The organism is Bacillus sp. LQ01 (assembly GCF_057624735.1).
Map to the genome: position 1 here is coordinate 1,450,784 of NZ_JBYEZL010000002.1, position 17,599 is coordinate 1,468,382.

Sequence of the window (17,599 nt, forward strand, 5' to 3'; positions counted from 1 at the left end):
TTTTATTGAATAATGTCTGAAAAAATATTGATAATTATACGATATTTTGGAATTTATCACAAAATATTCATATATGCAAAATTACATACATTTAATGATTGATAATCACGAGTTAATGTAACTATAATAATTACACTGATAAGTAACTTATTGACGACAATTATAAGTGAAGAAGGAGGGCTTTATTGTATTTTGTATATAAAAAAATAGAGAAGGAGATATGCAAATGAAAAGGTTACTTGTTATAGGCCTAATGTATACAATGTTTTTCCTCATAGGAAATATACACTTACATGCTGATGAACGAATAAATGCAAAAAAAATTACTAGTTTAGAAGAGCCTACTTGGATATTTCAGGCGGGCATAAGTAAGGGGAAATATCATGATCGACAAGATTTAGGATTTATTTTGAAGAGAAATACACCATTAAAGGTAAGACAAACAAATCCTAATTTTAAAGACAAATTAACATTACGTTTATTGTCTAATGACTCAAAAAATGAAAAATCCATACAAGTAGGAAATGAATGGGTTACTATCCAAGGTGATACGTCTTTAGTTCCTTTCATAGATACTCCGTATGGTGAAGAGCACGCTGTACTTGAGTACCAAGTAGGGAATGAAAGTGCTACTAAACCCCTTCCCATTTATAAACAACAAGGAAGTGTATCTCAATTTTTTAGTACATGGGATCAATTTGATGGAGAGTATGCGTTACTTCAAGGGGAGAGTTTTCAATTATTTGTACCTAAAAAAGATAAAGAGTTAGTAAGATCTTTAAAAGATTTTCAATCATTGGATGAGTTAATTGCGTATTATGAAGATATTTTTGTGATGTATGATTCAATTATTGGTTTAGATGGCTCAACGTTTGAAAATAAAAAAAGTCAAAATCGTTATTTCTTAAAAGCAGATATATCTGGTGCTGGCGGTGCCTATTATGGCACAAATTGGACAGCGAATAGTACAGATAGTACAAAGATGTGGTTAGATAAACTAAGTTGGGGAACTTTACATGAAATCGCTCATGGATACCAAGCTGGTTTTGATAATCAAGGAATATTTACAGGAGAAGTTTCTAATAATCTATTTGGTGTTCAATATCAATATAGTAAATACGGCAAAAAAGCAGATCAACTTGGTTGGTTGTTTAATTTCGGGAAAAAGGAACAGGTAGAACGGAATTTATATAATGCTTTAATGAAAGAAAATAAAAATTATGATGATTTAGATTTACGACAAAAACTTATTCTTTTAACGATGGCGAAACAAAAAGCTGGCGATGAAGCATTTGCAAAAATGTATCAAGGTTATCGAAAACTAGCTAGCAATGCTGCTTTCAAAAAAGGTGACCATTCTTTACCAGATTTAATGAATCAGTATTATAGTGAGAATGGACAAGTTGATTTTACACCTGTTTTTGAAAGGTGGGGCTTTAAGCTTAATCATAAACAAATAGAGATGAATAGGGCGAAAGGTTTTCCGGCTGTTACTTCTTTAGCTTATATAGTGCCTGAATCACAATTAGCGAAAGCAAGAGCTATAGTTGATCCTGATATTCCGATAAACTCCAACTTCGAAATAGTTACGAATCAGCAAATTGCTCCACTTGGGCTAAAAGGGAATTTGCATATCCATTTAAATACAAATGAAATAGATACATTAAAAGGAGGAAAAATTAAATTAAAAGAAGGGAATACAGTTATTCAAGAGAAAACAATTGAAACAACAGATATCAATTTACAAGACGTACCAAATGGAGTGTATACGGTTGAAATTTCAGGTGGGAAAACGAATAGTATGTACCATTTCAGTTCGTATTATGCCTATGTAAAAGAAAAAGATAATAGTCTAAAGATTGATATTAACGAAATGAAAGTGAGTAAGTTGGTAAATGAAACGATTCAATTCCTAGGATTAGGAGATGACCAGTTTGCCGTATTAAATACAGACTTAGAGCAAAATCGAGCTATTTTTACGATTACTACTAAAACGCCTCATAGCTATTATGCAGGTGAAAAATATGCATCGATAGAGGTCTTTAATGAAAAAGGTGAAAAAATTTATACGAAGGAAATGGAAGGAACAAATGTAACAATTGTAAAAGATATCATTCCACTAAAAGAGGGATATAGAATTAAAATCTATCATGATGAAATAAAAAAACGATTAACTAGTAAAGCTACTATTATTAATCCTATGAATAAAACGAATGAATTTATAATAACAAAATGGGGATTGAAAAATACTTCTTTGCAAAATAATCCAGAAGAAAATCTTATACAAAGAATTGATGAAGAAATGGAAGCGATTATAGGTAATCAGTTTTTAAAAGAGATACCAATGCAAAAATTAGAAATGAAAAAGAATGTGTGGATGGCAATAAATATGTTATCAGAACCACAAAAAATAACGTATATGAATAAATATAAAGATAGCTTATATAATGAATAATTTTTGAGAAATGAATTGAATCTAAAAAAGTAGCAAACCAATCTATTAACCTATGTATGTAGAGGTATGTAAAAACGATTGGCTATAGTTAAAATTTTTTATCTATGCTTAAAATTCTAAAATACATTTATTTAATTTAATAATACGATTATAAAGGGGTAAAAATATGAATAATTTCGTAAAGGTAGGTTTAACTACAGGAGTGGTGTTATCGGCGATTATGCCTTATGGAGGAGTACATGCGGAAACAGAAGATTTAAAAGTGGAAACAAAGGAAGATACGTTCCGAACAGGTAATTTAACAGCACCTTCTCAAAATTCGGCAGAAAATGTAGCAAAGGATGCACTAAAAGGAAAAACAGAACAAGCATTATCATCAAAGCAAGTTAATACGGAATCCAAAGTTAATTATAATGTTACGCAAAGTCGTAAATCTTATGATGGTACTACATTGGTACGTCTTCAACAAACGTATGAAGGACGTGATGTATACGGATATCAACTAACAGCACATATTAATGATGATGGTGTACTTACGAGCGTTTCGGGAGATAGTGCCCAAAATTTACAACAACAGGAAGATTTGAAACAACCTATTACTCTATCAGAAGAGGATGCAAAGAAACAGCTTTTCAACATCTATGGAAATGATCTAACATTTATCGAAGAACCAGAAATTAAACAAGTGGTATATGTAGATGAAAATACAAATAAAGCTACAAACGCATATCAAATTACTTTTAGTGCATCTACACCTGAATATGTATCCGGTACAGTATTAATTGATGCTTTTGGTGGTAATCTATTAAAAGAACTCGTTCAAAAATTGGGTATACAAGTAGAGAGTAGTATTGTCCAATCTGCGACATCAAATAAATCAACAGATCCTTCAAAATTAACAGGTACAGGAAAAGATGACTTAGGTATTAATCGTACGTTTGGAATTACACAAAGAAGTGATGGAACGTACATGCTTGCAGATTATTCTCGTGGTAAGGGAATTGAAACATATACTGCTAATTATAAAGATTATAATAATTATAGAAGAAATGTATGGGGTTATCTCGATGATTTAGTAACAAGTAATTCTACAAATTTTACAGATCCTAAAGCAGTTAGTGCCCATTATTTAGCAACGAAAGTATATGATTTTTATCAAGAAAAATATGGCCGTAACAGCTTTGATAATAACGGACAAAAAGTAATTTCTGTCGTTCATGGTTGGAACACAAATGGTACGAATAAAGGAAATCCTAAGCAGTGGTTTAATGCATTTAGTAATGGCGCTATGCTAGTATACGGAGATCCAATTGTTAGAGCATTTGATGTGGCAGGACATGAATTTACACACGCGGTTACAAGAAATGAGTCTGGACTTGAGTACGCAGGAGAAGCTGGTGCAATTAATGAAGCGTTATCTGATATTTTAGGAGTAGCCGTTGAAAAGTATGCCAATAACGGAAAGTTCAATTGGACAATGGGAGAACAATCAGGTCGTATTTTTAGAGATATGAAAAACCCATCATCTATCTCTTCTAGATATCCAGAGGATTATAGGCATTATAATAACTTACCTATTGATGCTGACCACGATCATGGTGGTGTACACACGAACTCTAGCATTATTAATAAAGTAGCTTACTTGATTGCTAGTGGTGGAAGCCATAATGGAGTAAACGTACATGGCATTGGAGAAGATAAAATGTTTGATATTTTCTATTATGCAAATACGGATGAATTAAATATGACTTCTGATTTTAAAGAATTAAAAGAAGCTTGTATTCGTGTAGCAACGAACTTATATGGTAAAGACTCATTAGAAGTACAAGCTGTCCAACAAGCCTTTAAAGCAGCGTATATTTAATATTATTGTGATGAATTACAAACTCTTTCATTTTAATATAGTGATTAATTTGTATTTATAGACAAAAACCTTGTAGAATTTTTCTGCAAGGTTTTTTTGAATGTTATCCCGCTATTTGCTGGGCAGTAAGACCCCCACCTCAAAATTTAGCTGTTATTTTTTTACTTGTTGTAAAGGATGGAAAGCTTTTAAGGTTGTGGCACGCCTCTTAAGAAAAAGATAAGGCGAAGCGATCTCGCTGTTATTTCCCAACAACAAACATTTTATTTAGTGAAAGTTACCAAACGTTTTTCAAAACTATTTTACCTATTGCTTTATTTGACTCCAAATATTCATGTGCTTGTGCAACTTCATCAAACGTAAAAGATTTAGAATCTAGCAATGGACGAAGTTTTCCTTCTTCTACAATTTGCGTTATTTTCGTTAAGATTTCTCCGCAATCATTACGCTTATCTGTATGTAATATTTTTAATGCCATAAAAGTAACGTGCAGAGAGAGTCCTTTTGCGTGTAAAGGAGAGAGGTCATGGGTTGAACGAGCTGCAATAGTTACGACAGTTCCATTGACCGCAGCAGCTTCAAAAGAATGATCAAGATTCTTGCCGCCTACTGTATCAAATATAACTTCAAATCCGTTTCCGTTCGTATGTTTTTGTACATATTCTTGAACAGATTCTTCTTTATAATTAATAGCTATATCGGCTCCTAAACGATGGGCTATTTCCATTTTGTTTTGCTGAGAAGCTGTTGTAAAAACTTTAGAGCCTGCCCATTTAGCTAGTTGAATGGCTACGTGTCCTACGCCACCAGTAGCTCCATGAATGAGAACATTTTGACCAGGTTTAATATTTGCACGATCAAATAAAGATTCCCAAGCTGTAATTGCAACTAATGGTAGAGCAGCAGCTTCTTCCATTGTTAAATTATTAGGTTTGTGAGCAATTAATCGTGCATCAGCAAGCATAAATTCTGCAAGTGCACCTCCAGTTTCTTTAAAACCTCCGGCACATCCGTATACTTTATCCCCTGATTTGAATTTCGAAACACCTTCTCCTACTTCAATAACAATACCAGCTACATCGCCGTGTAATATAGCTGGAAACTCAGGAGCGACGGCTGAAACGGCCCCACTACGCATTTTTGTATCGATTGGATTTACACTTGTTGCTTTTACATCGATTAGAACATGACCTGGTAAAAGTTTCGGTTTTGAAACTTCTTCTAATTGAAATACAGATGAATCCCCAAAAGAATGGATAATTTGTGCTTTCATAGTTTATACCTCCTGTTTGTGGTTATAGCATAGCAAAGTACGAAAAATAAGTATAATATTTTGAATTTTGTTAGTGAGAATTTTATATAGAGAAGGGGAAAGTGCATGAAATGAAATAATGTAACGTACTTCTAAAAACTACTGTAAAGCTTTTTGAAGAAAGGGTAGATGTTATTTTTGCAGCATGATTTATTCATTATGTTTATTATTACTCACTTAGTATAGGTATTTTAAAGTGCTACATCACTTTAAAGTACGTACTGCTATTCATGTTATGGCCGATTTATAATAACACTCGTAGCACAAAGAAAGTTATAACGATTACAATAGGCAACAATGTGGTGTTACAGTATTGCCTATCAATTTTGAGTAGAAATATGAAAAGTATAGATTTATATGAATGAAGGAAAGAAAGTGGATTGTGAGCTACAAAAGGATTAAATCGTCTTATTATAGAGAAGCCTTTTGGTTATAATGTAACGTCTGCTCGTGAGTTTAGTGTTAAATTAATTGAATATTTTGATGAAAATGATATTTATTATAACGATCATTATCTTTGAAAATGAATGGTAACTAGGAATACACTTAGAAAAGTATTACGAAATAAATCGTATGTAATTCAAGACATTTTTATTGACGATAATAATTTATGTGGTTAATATATTAGACATAAGATTATTTAATTACTAAAAGTAATCTGATATAAAATGTTTCGTTAAATTCTATAAATAAGTAAGTTGTGGTAGAAATGCTTTGAATTGCCACTATTAATATTGGGGACAATTAAAAAGCGAAAGGTATAAAAAGAATTGGGATTTGATAACTCTTTGTTTTTATAAAACATGAGCTTCTGTACAATTCATTTTTAAAATATTGACAAGGATTATACAACAAGAGGGGGACTGAAATTGGAATCAATGACCTTTGTTTTATTTGGAGCGACAGGGGACTTAGCAAAACGCAAAATTTACCCAGCACTATATAATTTATATAGAGATCAAAAGCTTCCAAAGCAAATATCCGTTATCGGGCTTGGGAGACGTCAAGTATCTCATGTAGATTTTCAAGAAAGAATAAAAGAATCAATAGAGACGTTTTCCCGTCATAGAGAAGAAGGTACTCCGGAACTCGAAGGTTTTTTAGATAATTTTCGCTATTGTCCATTAGATGTGAGTAAGCCGGAAGACTATGAGAGGTTATTACAAGTCGTTCGTGAAAGGGAAGAAGAATTACATATAAAAGGGAATAGAATGTTCTATCTTTCCGTTGCTCCTGAATTTTTCGAGACCATTGCTTTAAATATTAAGGAAAGCGGACTTGATAAAACGGATGGATGGAAACGTCTGATGATTGAGAAACCATTCGGGCACGACCTTACATCTGCTCGTGAGCTTAACGATAAGCTTAGTCGCACGTTTGAAGAAGACGAGATATACCGTATCGATCATTATTTAGGTAAACCGATGATTCAAAATCTTGAAGCATTAGAATTTGCAAATCCTGTTCTCCAATCAATTTGGAATAAAGAACATATAGCGAATGTACAAATCACAGCGAGTGAAACAGTTGGGGTTGAAGAAAGGGCAGGATATTATGACCAGGCAGGGGCCATTCGAGATATGGTTCAAAATCATATGTTACAAATATTAATGATGACTGCTATGAATCTGCCGGAAAAGGTTAATGCATGTGAAATTCGAGAGGAAAAGCGAAAGGTAATGGAAACGCTTCGTAAAGTGAAAAAAGAAGACGTTCAAAGCCATATCATTCGCGGACAATACGCTGCAGGTGAGATAAAAGGCGGGCAAGTTGTAGCATACAAAGAGGAGCCAGGAGTAAATCCTTCTTCTAACATAGACACATTTGTTGCTGCTCGCCTGTGGATCGATAATCCATTTTGGACTGGCGTTCCCTTCTATATACGAACAGGCAAACGAATGAAAGAAAAGTCTACTCGTATTGTAATCGAATTTAAAAATACGTTAAAACAGCAATATCAAGATAATAATCCAAATGCAGCACCTAACTTATTAATAATTGAAATTAGCCCAGGTGAGAACGTTTCATTACAGTTAAACAGTAAAAATCCATTGAAAAATGGAGAAATTGAACCGATGCGTATTAACTTTACTTGTGAGCAAGCGGATGTGGGAGTACCTGAAGCGTATGAAAGACTCATTCATGATGCTGTGAGTGGAGACGCTACATTCTTTGCACATTGGAGAGAAGTTGAATTGTCATGGGAATGGGTACAACCAATTCTTGAAGCGTTCGAGGAAAACTTATTACCGCTTCATGAATATGAGTCTGGTTCATATGGTCCAGAAGCGTCTAATGAACTGTTACAAGAAAGTGGATTTAAATGGTGGTTAGATCAAGAGACGGAAAAATAAGTACTTTCTTTAATGAAAGCATTTAGGGGGACGATTACTATGACACAAAACATAAATCAATTAGCAGTGAATACACTTCGTACGTTATCGATTGATGCTATTAATGCGGCAAACTCAGGTCATCCAGGTCTTCCGATGGGAGCAGCACCAATGGCTTATGCATTATGGGCGAATCATTTAAATTACAATCCTAATCACCCAGAATGGTTTAACCGTGATCGTTTCGTTTTATCGGCGGGACATGGATCTAGTCTGTTATATAGCCTACTTCATTTAGCTGGATATGACGTTTCAATTGATGACTTGAAAAATTTCAGAAAGTTAAATAGTAAAACACCTGGACATCCTGAGTTTGGGCATACTCCTGGAGTTGAAGCGACTACAGGCCCGTTAGGACAAGGGATTGCTAATGCTGTAGGAATGGCAATGGCAGAAGCTCATTTAGCAGCGAAGTTTAATAAGGATGGTCACTCTATTATAGATCACAATACGTATGCTTTAGTCGGAGATGGTGACTTAATGGAGGGTGTCGCTTATGAAGCGATGTCAATGGCAGGACATATGAAACTTGGCAAGTTAATTGTACTGTATGATTCAAATGAAATTTCACTTGATGGTGAATTAGGCATTGCTTTCTCTGAAGATATTCAGAAAAGGGCAGAATCTGTACATTGGCAATATGTAAGAGTTGAAGATGGAAACGATGTTGATGCGATTACAAAAGCTATTCAATCAGCGAAAGAAAATACGGATCAACCCACTCTTATAGAAATTAGAACCATTATAGGTTATGGAAGTCCAAAAGTTGCTGGAACGAACAAAGCACATGGTAATCCGCTTGGAGTAGAAGAAGCGACAGCGACAAAACAAGTGTATGGTTGGGATTATGAGGAAGATTTCTTTGTACCTGAAGAAGTAAAAGCTCATTTTAATGAACTAAAACAAAAAGGTATTGAAAAAGACAATGACTGGAATGCGCAGTTCAACTTATACAGAGAAGCGAATCCTACACTGGCAGATGAATTAGAAAAAGCGATTACAGGTGAGGTTTTAATTGAAGCGAAAGACATTCTATCCTTTGATACTGAAAAAACAATTTCTACTCGTGTTGCAAGTGGGGAAGCTATTAATCATTATGTGAAATCGATTCCTTCTATTTTCGGTGGAAGTGCGGATCTTTCTCATTCTACGATGACAGATATAAAAGGTGAAGCAGTATATGCAGTAGAATCGTATGCTGGACGAAATATATATTTCGGTGTACGTGAACATGCAATGGGCGCTGCAGCGAATGGATTGGCGCTTCATGGAGGAGTAAAACCTTTCGTAAGTACATTCTTTGTATTTAATGATTATCTTCGTCCGTCCATTCGACTGGCTGCACTGCAAAAGTTACCTGTTACTTACGTATTTACACATGATTCGATTGCTGTAGGAGAAGATGGTCCAACGCATGAACCAATTGAACAATTGGCAGCTCTTCGAGCAATTCCTGGTCTAACAGTTATCCGTCCGTCAGATGCAAATGAAACAGCAAGTGCTTGGGCGTATGCTTTACAGCAAACGGATGGTCCAGTCGTTTTAGTACTGAGCCGTCAAAATTTACCGGTGTTTAATGAAACGAAAGCGAACATAGAGAATCTCTCTAAAGGAGCTTACGTATTAACACAAACGAATGAAAATCCGGATGTGATTTTAATTGCGACAGGTTCTGAAGTATCCTTAGCTGCTAGTGCGAAAGCAAAATTAGAAGAAGATCAAGTTTCTGTTCGCATCGTTGCAATGCCGAGCTGGGAGTTATTCGATCGCCAATCGAACGAATATAAAGAATCCGTTCTTCCGTCTTCTATAACGAAACGAGTATCTCTTGAAATGGGTGTATCTCTTGGTTGGGAACGTTATGTAGGACAAGAAGGAAAAGTAATATCAATTGAAACATTTGGAGCTTCAGGTACTGGAGCTGAAGTCATGAATCTATTTGGATTTACGACAGAAAATGTTGTTCAAATTACAAAAAATGTGTTGAATTCTTAAGCTATGACTGTGAATACCTTTCTGTACATATTAAAATTTCAGTGCTGAAAGGTATTCCAGATTGTAGTGATATGGATTTTTAATAAAAGATGATTTGAGGAGGAATTATATTATGCAAGTAGGATTAATTGGGTTAGGTAAAATGGGATTAAATTTAGGGAAAAATTTAATGGATCATAAACATGAAGTAGTAGCATTTGATTTAAATACGAGCGCAGTAGAAGAAATGAAAGAGTACGGGGCAACAGGTACATCTAGTTTAAGTGAACTTGTTCAGTCATTACAATCACCAAGAATTCTTTGGGTAATGGTACCACACGCTGTTGTTGATTCTGTTATTGATGAGGTTACACCACTTTTATCAAAAGGAGATATTTTAATTGAAGCTGGTAATTCACATTATAAAGAGTCTATCCGCCGATATGAGCAATTAAAGAAAGATGGCATTCACTTTATGGATGCAGGAACTTCTGGTGGAATGGAAGGCGCTCGTAATGGTGCTTGTTACATGATCGGAGGAGATCAAGAAGCTTGGGACATCGTTGAACCTATCTTCCGCGATACTGCTGTAGAAAATGGATTCTTATATGCTGGAAAAGCTGGTAGTGGTCACTTCTTAAAAATGGTTCATAACGGAATTGAATACGGTATGATGGCTGCTATTGGTGAAGGATTTGAGATTCTAGAAAAAAGTGAATTTGACTACGATTATGAAAAAGTATCAAGAGTATGGAACAACGGTTCAGTCATTCGTTCTTGGTTAATGGAATTAACAGAAAATGCATTTTCTAAAGATGCAAAACTGGATGAGATTAAGGGTGTTATGCATTCTTCTGGTGAAGGAAAATGGACAGTAGAAACAGCATTAGACCTTCAAACAGCAACTCCTGTTATCGCAATGTCTCTATTAATGCGCTACCGCTCATTAGACAATGATACATTTACAGGAAAAGTTGTAGCAGCTCTGCGCAATGAATTTGGCGGACATGCAGTTGAAAAGAAATAAAGTGAAACTTTAATAAGTAGGGGCTTCATTCCACACAAATCGGGCTTTTACGGGATAAGCATATTAAACATGTAACTCATCAACGTTTAAAAACTGGAGGGAATTAATCATGAAATTTTTTATTGATACTGCAAATCTTGAGGATATAAAAAAAGCATATAAACTTGGAGTTTTAGCTGGTGTTACAACGAATCCTTCTTTAGTAGCAAAAGAGGGCATTAAATTTGAAGACCGTATTGCAGAAATTTGTCAGGCAGTTCCTAAAGTTGAATCTGTTTCGGCAGAAGTAACGCCAGATGCTGTTACAGCTGAAGAGATGATCGCTCAAGCAGAAGAACTGATTAAAATTAACGGTGGCGATGAAAAAGTTACAATTAAACTTCCGATGACGTTAGCAGGATTAGAAGCTTGTCGCTACCTTACTGAAAAAGGTGTGAAAACGAATGTTACACTTATTTTCACGGTGAACCAAGCACTTTTAGCTGCTCGAGCAGGTGCAACGTACGTTTCTCCATTTTTAGGTCGCTTAGATGATATTTCTGAAGATGGTGTACTATTAGTTGCTAAAATTGCTGAATTATTCGATGTTCATCAATTAGATACACAAATTATTGCGGCTTCTGTCAGACATCCAGATCATGTAACTCGTGTAGCGATGGCAGGTGCTCACATTGCAACAATCCCTTATAAAGTAATTGAACAACTTGCTATGCACCCATTAACAGACCAAGGTATTGAGAAATTTGCTGCTGATTGGGCGAAAGCGCCTAAATTATAATGTTATGAAAGTGAAGGTGCTTTCCGAAAATTGCTTTTCATGAGAGGACAAATCCTAAGTAACTTCATCGTTTAAAGTGGATACTGAGTTTGTAGTCTTACTACGTGAAAACAGCAAGAGAAGAAAGTGTCATTCACTTTTAAAAAAGGGAAAATTGATCGCGCGAAGCGTTTATCACAATAACATTATAATTATGGAAGAGAAATCCCCTTATCAGAGAGGTGAGTTAACATGTATCTCTGATAAGGGAGATTCTTTTTGTATAAATTATTATTTTGTGAAGATGATTTGTATATCGATATATAAATTCTTACTCATGAAAGAACTATATAGGTTCTCTTAATTGTATAGCAATTTTGAAAGGGTTTACATAAAGGGGTGGAACTGCGTATGAATATGTACCTTTTAATGATTACATTATTATCAATCGTAATTGTTATTTTAGGGGTATCGTGGTGGAGATGGCATGCATTTATTAGTTTAACGATTGCAAGTTTGTTTTTAGCAATTATGTCTGGGATGCCAATGGATAAAATAGTGAGTGCTTATGAAACGGGAGTCGGCAGTGTTCTCGGGCATTTAGTAGGTATTTTAGTATTAGGTACAATTTTAGGGAAAATGATGGCAGAGTCAGGTGCTGGAATGCAAGTGGCAGAGTTCTTTATTAAATCCTTTGGGATAAAAAACTTACCATGGGCGATGTTAATTGCAGGTTTTATTATTGGAATCCCGGTGTTTTTTGAAGTAGGCATTTTAATATTACTGCCGTTAGTAATTTCAATTCATAAAACAACGAAACAAAATATTTTATTGATAGCATTACCAGCAATTGCTGGGCTATCTGTCGTACACGGCCTTGTTCCTCCGCATCCAGGGGCAATCGTTGCAATTGGTATTTATAAAGCGAATCTTGGGAAGGTACTATTGTATTCACTCATTATTACATTTTTTGCAGCGATTATTGCAGGTCCTATATTTGCGAAATGGATTCACAAACGTGTAATTCCTGAAAATGAGCCAGAATTGATTCGTGTAAATACAAAATCAACGAAATTACCAGGAATAGGAGTTTCATTTTTAGTTATTTTGTTACCTGTTATGTTAATGGTTTTAGCTGCAGCAGCTCCTTATGTGCCCCTTTCTATTACTTTGATGAAGACTGTCACATTAATCGGTAGTCCTATCATTGCACTATTGATTGCATGTTTTGCAGCGTTTTATTTTCTTGGATTTCGCCAAGGTATCGATAAAAAGGCTATTAAGAAGGTAACAGAAGATAGCTTATTACCAATCGGTTCAATTGTTGCGATTATTGGTGCTGGAGGGGGATTTAAGCAAATTCTTATCGATAGTGGCGTAGGGAATGCTATTGCTCAAATGTCTGAGCATTTAGCACTATCTCCAATTGTATTAGCATTTATAGTAGCAGGATTAATTCGAATTGCGACAGGGTCAGCGACAGTCGCTTTAACAACAGCAGCGGGTATCGTTTCGCCAATCGTTGAAAATACAACAGGTGTGAACTTAGAGTTACTCGTTATTGCAACAGGTGCAGGAGCATTAATGTTTTCACACGTAAACGATGCTGGTTTTTGGATGGTAAAAGAATACCTAGGTTTAACAGTGAAAGAAACATTTAAAACATGGACAGTATTAGAAACGTTACTTTCATTTATCGCTTTTGGAGGCGTTTTACTACTCGATATGTTTGTTTAAGATAAAGATGTTTCTATTTAGATAATTGTGGCATACAACGTTATCAATAGATAAAAGGAATGTATTTTTATGGTGGGATACTGTAACAATTTTTTGTTAGGAGGAAGAAATGGTGAGCTCAAAATATATGATTGGTGTAGACATTGGGACAACTAGTACAAAATCAGTTCTATTTTCTACTGATGGATCTGTTATTGCTAGTCATGGAATTGAATATCCTTTATATTCTCCTACGCCTGAAACAGCGGAACAAGACCCAGAAGAAATTTTTCGTGCAGTAATAAATACGATTAAAGAAACTATACGATCAAGTAGTGTACAGCCAAGTGATATTCTTTGTGTCTCTTTTAGTTCGGCAATGCATAGTCTCATTGCTGTAGATGAAAAGGGGAATCCATTAACGGGATGTATTACTTGGGCAGATAATAGAAGTGCAAGCTGGGCGGAGAAAATAAAGAATGATATGAATGGTCATGAAATTTACCTTCGTACTGGCACACCAATTCATCCTATGTCACCGCTTTCGAAATTAGTTTGGCTACAGAATGAGAAGGCAGAGTTATTCGCAAAAAGTTATAAATTCATTTCTATTAAAGAATATGTTTTTTACAAGTTATATAAAGAGTATGTAATTGATTATTCTATAGCGTCAGCGACAGGGATGTTTAATTTGAAATCTTTAAAATGGGATGAAGAGGCTTTACATGTTGCGGGAATTACAGATGAAAAGCTTTCTAAACTTGTTCCAACAACGCACAGTTTAACAGGATTAGATGAAGAGCTTGCCAAAGAGATGAATGTACTTGTTTCTACGCCTTTTGTAGTAGGAGCGAGTGATGGAGTACTATCTAATTTAGGTGTAAATGCAATAGATCCTGGCGTTGTGGCTGTTACCATTGGTACAAGCGGTGCGATACGTGCTGTAACAGATCGTCCTGTAACAGATCCGAAAGGTAGAATTTTTTGTTATGCGTTAACTGAAGACCATTGGGTAATCGGTGGACCAGTAAATAACGGCGGTATGATTTTCAGATGGGCTCGTGACCAATTAGGCACTTCAGAGATTGAACTTGCGAAGCGTTTAGGGAAAGATCCATATGAAGTACTTACTGAAATAGCGGCAAAAGTGAATCCTGGATCTGACGGTTTATTATTTCACCCGTATTTAGCAGGGGAAAGAGCTCCTTTATGGAATGCAAATGCACGAGGATCTTTCTTTGGACTCGGATTGCATCATAAGAAAGAACATCTGATCCGTGCTGTTTTAGAAGGAGTAATTTATAACTTGTATACCGTTCTTCTCGCTTTAAAAGAGTTAATTGGCGAACCGAAAAAAATTCAAGCGACAGGCGGCTTTGCAAGGTCGGAACTTTGGAGACAGATGATGGCGGATATCTTCCATCAAGACGTATATGTTCCGGAAAGTTTTGAAAGCTCTTGCTTAGGAGCTACAATCCTCGGTTTATATAGTTTAGGTGAAATAGATACATTATCCGTAGTTTCTGAAATGGTAGGTGCAGATTTTCATCATGAGCCAAACATGGAAAGTGTGGAAAAATATAAAGATTTAACGCCAATCTATATTCGTCTGTCCCGTCAATTGGAAGAAGAATATGAAAGTATAGCAGCGTATCAAAAAAAGTGGGTTTAAAAGCTATTTACCAAGAAAATATGGTAACGTATAAAGAAGTACTCCGATTTTTTTGGATACTCTTTCAACATAAAATATTTTAAGAAGCATGATGAACGTAAAATATAGGGAGAGAGGGTTATGAAAATGAAGGATAACAAAGAGTTTATTGGATATGTTGGAACTTACACGAAAGAAAATAGCGAAGGAATATATAAGTTTACTTTAGACACAGAAGCAAAAAAAATTAGTAATGTAACACTTGCCGCTAAGCTGGATAACCCTACATATGTAACGATTAACCGAAATAATGAATATCTCTATTCTGTTGTTAAGGAAGGCGAATCTGGCGGTGTAGCTGCGTATTCCATTGATAGTCATACTGGAGAACTAAAAGCGAAAAATAGACAAGTAGTAGAAGGTGCTTCTCCTTGTCATATTAGTGTTGATAGTGGAAATCATACAGTAGTTACAGCGAATTACCATAAAGGAACGATTGAGTCTTTTGAAATAAATGAAGAAGATGGAACTGTAAATCATGCTTCATCTATTATGGCGCATGAAGGTTCAGGTCCGAATAAAGAAAGACAAGAAAAACCACATGCACATTACGCGGGGTACACTCCTGATGAAAAATATGTAGTGGGCGTTGATTTAGGGATAGATAAAATAATTACGTATGAAGTAAAAGATAGTACATTAACAGAAGTGAATCGTTTATCTGTAAATCCAGGAAGTGGTCCAAGACATATTACTTTTCATCCGAATGGAAAGTATGCGTATGTGATGACGGAGCTTAGTTCAGAGGTTATTGTGTTAACATATAATCCTGCAGAAGGATCCTTTACAGAATTACAGTATATTTCTACTGTTCCAGAACAATTTGATGAAAATAATCAAGGAAGTGCGATTCATATTTCTTCTGACGGCCGTTTTGTATATGCAGGTAATCGTGGTCATAATAGTATCGCTGTTTATAGCGTAGATCAAAATTCAGGTCAGCTTACATTTGTTGAACACACATCTACAGAAGGAAATTGGCCAAGAGACTTTGTATTAGATCCTACTGAAAAGTTCCTTGTTGCTACAAATGAAAAGTCACATAATCTTGTGTTATTTTCAAGAGATGAATCTACAGGTAAGTTAACACTTTTACAATCTGATGTTGTTGTGCCAGAGCCTGTTTGTGTGAAGTTTTTAAATATATAATTTCAGATGCCTAAACAAAAGCAAAGCGATATCGCTTTGCTTTTTATTATTTCTTTTTCGGTCTACGTACTAATTCGCCGCCGCAGTTTGGACAAACGTTATGTCTTTCTTCTGTACATGGTGCGCAAAATGTACATTCATATACACAAATGTATGCTTCAGAATCTTGTTCGAGCGATTGATCGCAAATTTGACAGTTTGTTTTCATTTCTAGTGCCATAATAAGTATCCTTTTTAGTTAGAAAATTTATAATTTAATTATAATTCATTAAATAGAAATAGTCCTTTTCAATTGAAAGGAAATCGAATGATAAAGTTATGAATTGAAACGAAAGATGCTGGTTTATTTTAAAATTGATTATTTATTACAGTTGGAATATTATGAAATAGTCAAAAGACAACAGGGGGTATAGATTTTGACTAATCATAACGATCATTTAAAAGCAAACTGCGAAAAATGCTTCGGTCTATGTTGCGTTGCATTACCGTTCGCAGCATCGGTAGATTTTGCAGTGAATAAAGATGGTGGTAAACCATGTTCCAACTTACAATCAGATTTTAAATGTAGTATACATAAAAATCTTAGAGGAAAAGGTTATAAAGGTTGTACAGTATTTGAGTGTTTCGGTGCTGGACAGAAGATTTCTCAGGGTACGTTTAAAGGGATTGATTGGCGGAAAGATGCAAAGCATGCAAGAAAAATGTACGATGCTTTTCCAGTTATGCATCAACTTCATGAAATGCTTTGGTATTTGAATGAGGCGATTCTTTTAAAGGCAACACAGCCAATTCATAAAGAGCTGGAGACCGCAATTGAGGAGACAGAGCGACTTTCGAATTTAAATCCAGATGAGTTAATGAAAATAAATGTTCCAATGCATAGGGCAGAGGTGAACATTCTTCTTTTAGAAACGAGCGAATTAGTATGGAAGGAAATGAATACTGCACGTAAGAAACGAATCATTCACCGCGGAGCAGATCTTATGGGAGCAAATTTGAAAAAGAAAAATTTACAAGGTGCAAATTTAAGGGGTGCTTACTTAATTGCGGCTAACTTAAATGGAGCAAATTTAAGAGGAGCAGATCTTATCGGAGCAGATTTAAGAGATGCAGATATTCGCGGGGCTGATTTTACAAATAGTATTTTTCTGACGCAAGTTCAAATTAACGCAGCGAAAGGGAATAAGCATACGAAATTACCGAAAATGTTATCCCGTCCATCGCATTGGAGTGCGTAAAGA

The 17,599-nt window shown here is 35.2% G+C and carries 12 protein-coding genes and 1 pseudogene; 11 read left to right on the forward strand and 2 right to left on the reverse strand.

Features of this window, described 5'->3' with window-relative positions; genetic code table 11:
* Window positions 1-226 precede the first annotated feature (226 nt).
* Together AC22L0_RS19870 and AC22L0_RS19875 are read left to right on the forward strand one after the other, a co-directional pair.
* A complete protein-coding gene (locus tag AC22L0_RS19870) occupies window positions 227-2,455 on the forward strand; it encodes a putative mucin/carbohydrate-binding domain-containing protein (RefSeq protein WP_061139064.1) in 2,229 nt (742 codons plus the stop codon).
* A gap of 166 nt (window positions 2,456-2,621) precedes the next feature.
* Window positions 2,622-4,319 carry a M4 family metallopeptidase gene (locus AC22L0_RS19875; protein WP_001058955.1) on the forward strand — a complete coding sequence of 566 codons (1,698 nt, stop codon included), beginning with the start codon at window positions 2,622-2,624 and terminating at the stop codon, window positions 4,317-4,319.
* A gap of 277 nt (window positions 4,320-4,596) precedes the next feature.
* On the opposite strand, the gene AC22L0_RS19880 is transcribed toward AC22L0_RS19875, so the two are convergent.
* A complete protein-coding gene (locus AC22L0_RS19880; protein ID WP_087965004.1) occupies window positions 4,597-5,592 on the reverse strand; it encodes a zinc-dependent alcohol dehydrogenase family protein in 996 nt (331 codons plus the stop codon).
* Between the two features lie 407 nt (window positions 5,593-5,999).
* Here AC22L0_RS19880 and AC22L0_RS19885 point away from each other — a divergent pair.
* The 8 genes and pseudogenes from AC22L0_RS19885 to AC22L0_RS19920 form a co-directional block, all read left to right on the forward strand.
* A pseudogene (locus AC22L0_RS19885) lies at window positions 6,000-6,152 on the forward strand (glucose-6-phosphate dehydrogenase); the annotation flags it as partial.
* A gap of 348 nt (window positions 6,153-6,500) precedes the next feature.
* The gene (gene zwf, locus AC22L0_RS19890) at window positions 6,501-7,985 is read left to right on the forward strand and encodes a glucose-6-phosphate dehydrogenase (RefSeq protein WP_000445362.1); all 1,485 of its coding nucleotides are present in this window, start codon (window positions 6,501-6,503) and stop codon (window positions 7,983-7,985) included.
* Window positions 7,986-8,024: 39 nt separating this feature from the next.
* A complete protein-coding gene (tkt, locus tag AC22L0_RS19895) occupies window positions 8,025-10,019 on the forward strand; it encodes a transketolase (RefSeq protein WP_087965002.1) in 1,995 nt (664 codons plus the stop codon).
* Between the two features lie 112 nt (window positions 10,020-10,131).
* Entirely contained in the window at window positions 10,132-11,025 is an 894-nt protein-coding gene (gnd, locus tag AC22L0_RS19900) for a phosphogluconate dehydrogenase (NAD(+)-dependent, decarboxylating) (RefSeq protein WP_001195925.1), read from the forward strand.
* A gap of 109 nt (window positions 11,026-11,134) precedes the next feature.
* On the forward strand, window positions 11,135-11,803 hold the full coding sequence (gene fsa, locus AC22L0_RS19905; RefSeq protein ID WP_000667676.1) for a fructose-6-phosphate aldolase: 669 nt from the start codon (window positions 11,135-11,137) through the stop codon (window positions 11,801-11,803).
* A 390-nt stretch (window positions 11,804-12,193) separates the two neighbouring features.
* Window positions 12,194-13,519, forward strand: a complete 1,326-nt coding sequence (gntP, locus tag AC22L0_RS19910) for a gluconate permease GntP (protein WP_001057613.1) — start codon at window positions 12,194-12,196, stop codon at window positions 13,517-13,519.
* Window positions 13,520-13,628: 109 nt separating this feature from the next.
* Entirely contained in the window at window positions 13,629-15,170 is a 1,542-nt protein-coding gene (gene gntK / locus AC22L0_RS19915; protein WP_087965000.1) for a gluconokinase, read from the forward strand.
* Window positions 15,171-15,290: 120 nt separating this feature from the next.
* Window positions 15,291-16,358, forward strand: coding sequence for a lactonase family protein (locus AC22L0_RS19920; RefSeq protein WP_087964998.1), 1,068 nt, complete (start codon window positions 15,291-15,293; stop codon window positions 16,356-16,358).
* A gap of 46 nt (window positions 16,359-16,404) precedes the next feature.
* Here the strand turns inward: AC22L0_RS19920 and AC22L0_RS19925 are convergent, their stop codons facing one another.
* Window positions 16,405-16,578 carry a DUF1272 domain-containing protein gene (locus tag AC22L0_RS19925; RefSeq protein WP_001162788.1) on the reverse strand — a complete coding sequence of 58 codons (174 nt, stop codon included), beginning with the start codon at window positions 16,576-16,578 and terminating at the stop codon, window positions 16,405-16,407.
* A gap of 196 nt (window positions 16,579-16,774) precedes the next feature.
* Here AC22L0_RS19925 and AC22L0_RS19930 point away from each other — a divergent pair, with 196 nt between their 5' ends.
* The gene (locus AC22L0_RS19930) at window positions 16,775-17,596 is read left to right on the forward strand and encodes a pentapeptide repeat-containing protein (RefSeq protein WP_000181432.1); all 822 of its coding nucleotides are present in this window, start codon (window positions 16,775-16,777) and stop codon (window positions 17,594-17,596) included.
* Window positions 17,597-17,599: the final 3 nt, after the last annotated feature.

Excerpts from the sequence above, each read along its gene's own strand:
- AC22L0_RS19870 (WP_061139064.1), top strand. The coding sequence starts at position 227 with ATGAAAAGGTTACTTGTTATAGGCCTAATGTATACAATGTTTTTCCTC.
- AC22L0_RS19875 (WP_001058955.1), top strand. The coding sequence starts at position 2,622 with ATGAATAATTTCGTAAAGGTAGGTTTAACTACAGGAGTGGTGTTATCG.
- AC22L0_RS19880 (WP_087965004.1), bottom strand. The coding sequence starts at position 5,592 with ATGAAAGCACAAATTATCCATTCTTTTGGGGATTCATCTGTATTTCAA.
- tkt (WP_087965002.1), top strand. The coding sequence starts at position 8,025 with ATGACACAAAACATAAATCAATTAGCAGTGAATACACTTCGTACGTTA.
- gnd (WP_001195925.1), top strand. The coding sequence starts at position 10,132 with ATGCAAGTAGGATTAATTGGGTTAGGTAAAATGGGATTAAATTTAGGG.
- fsa (WP_000667676.1), top strand. The coding sequence starts at position 11,135 with ATGAAATTTTTTATTGATACTGCAAATCTTGAGGATATAAAAAAAGCA.
- gntP (WP_001057613.1), top strand. The coding sequence starts at position 12,194 with ATGAATATGTACCTTTTAATGATTACATTATTATCAATCGTAATTGTT.
- gntK (WP_087965000.1), top strand. The coding sequence starts at position 13,629 with ATGGTGAGCTCAAAATATATGATTGGTGTAGACATTGGGACAACTAGT.
- AC22L0_RS19920 (WP_087964998.1), top strand. The coding sequence starts at position 15,291 with ATGAAAATGAAGGATAACAAAGAGTTTATTGGATATGTTGGAACTTAC.
- AC22L0_RS19925 (WP_001162788.1), bottom strand. The coding sequence starts at position 16,578 with ATGGCACTAGAAATGAAAACAAACTGTCAAATTTGCGATCAATCGCTC.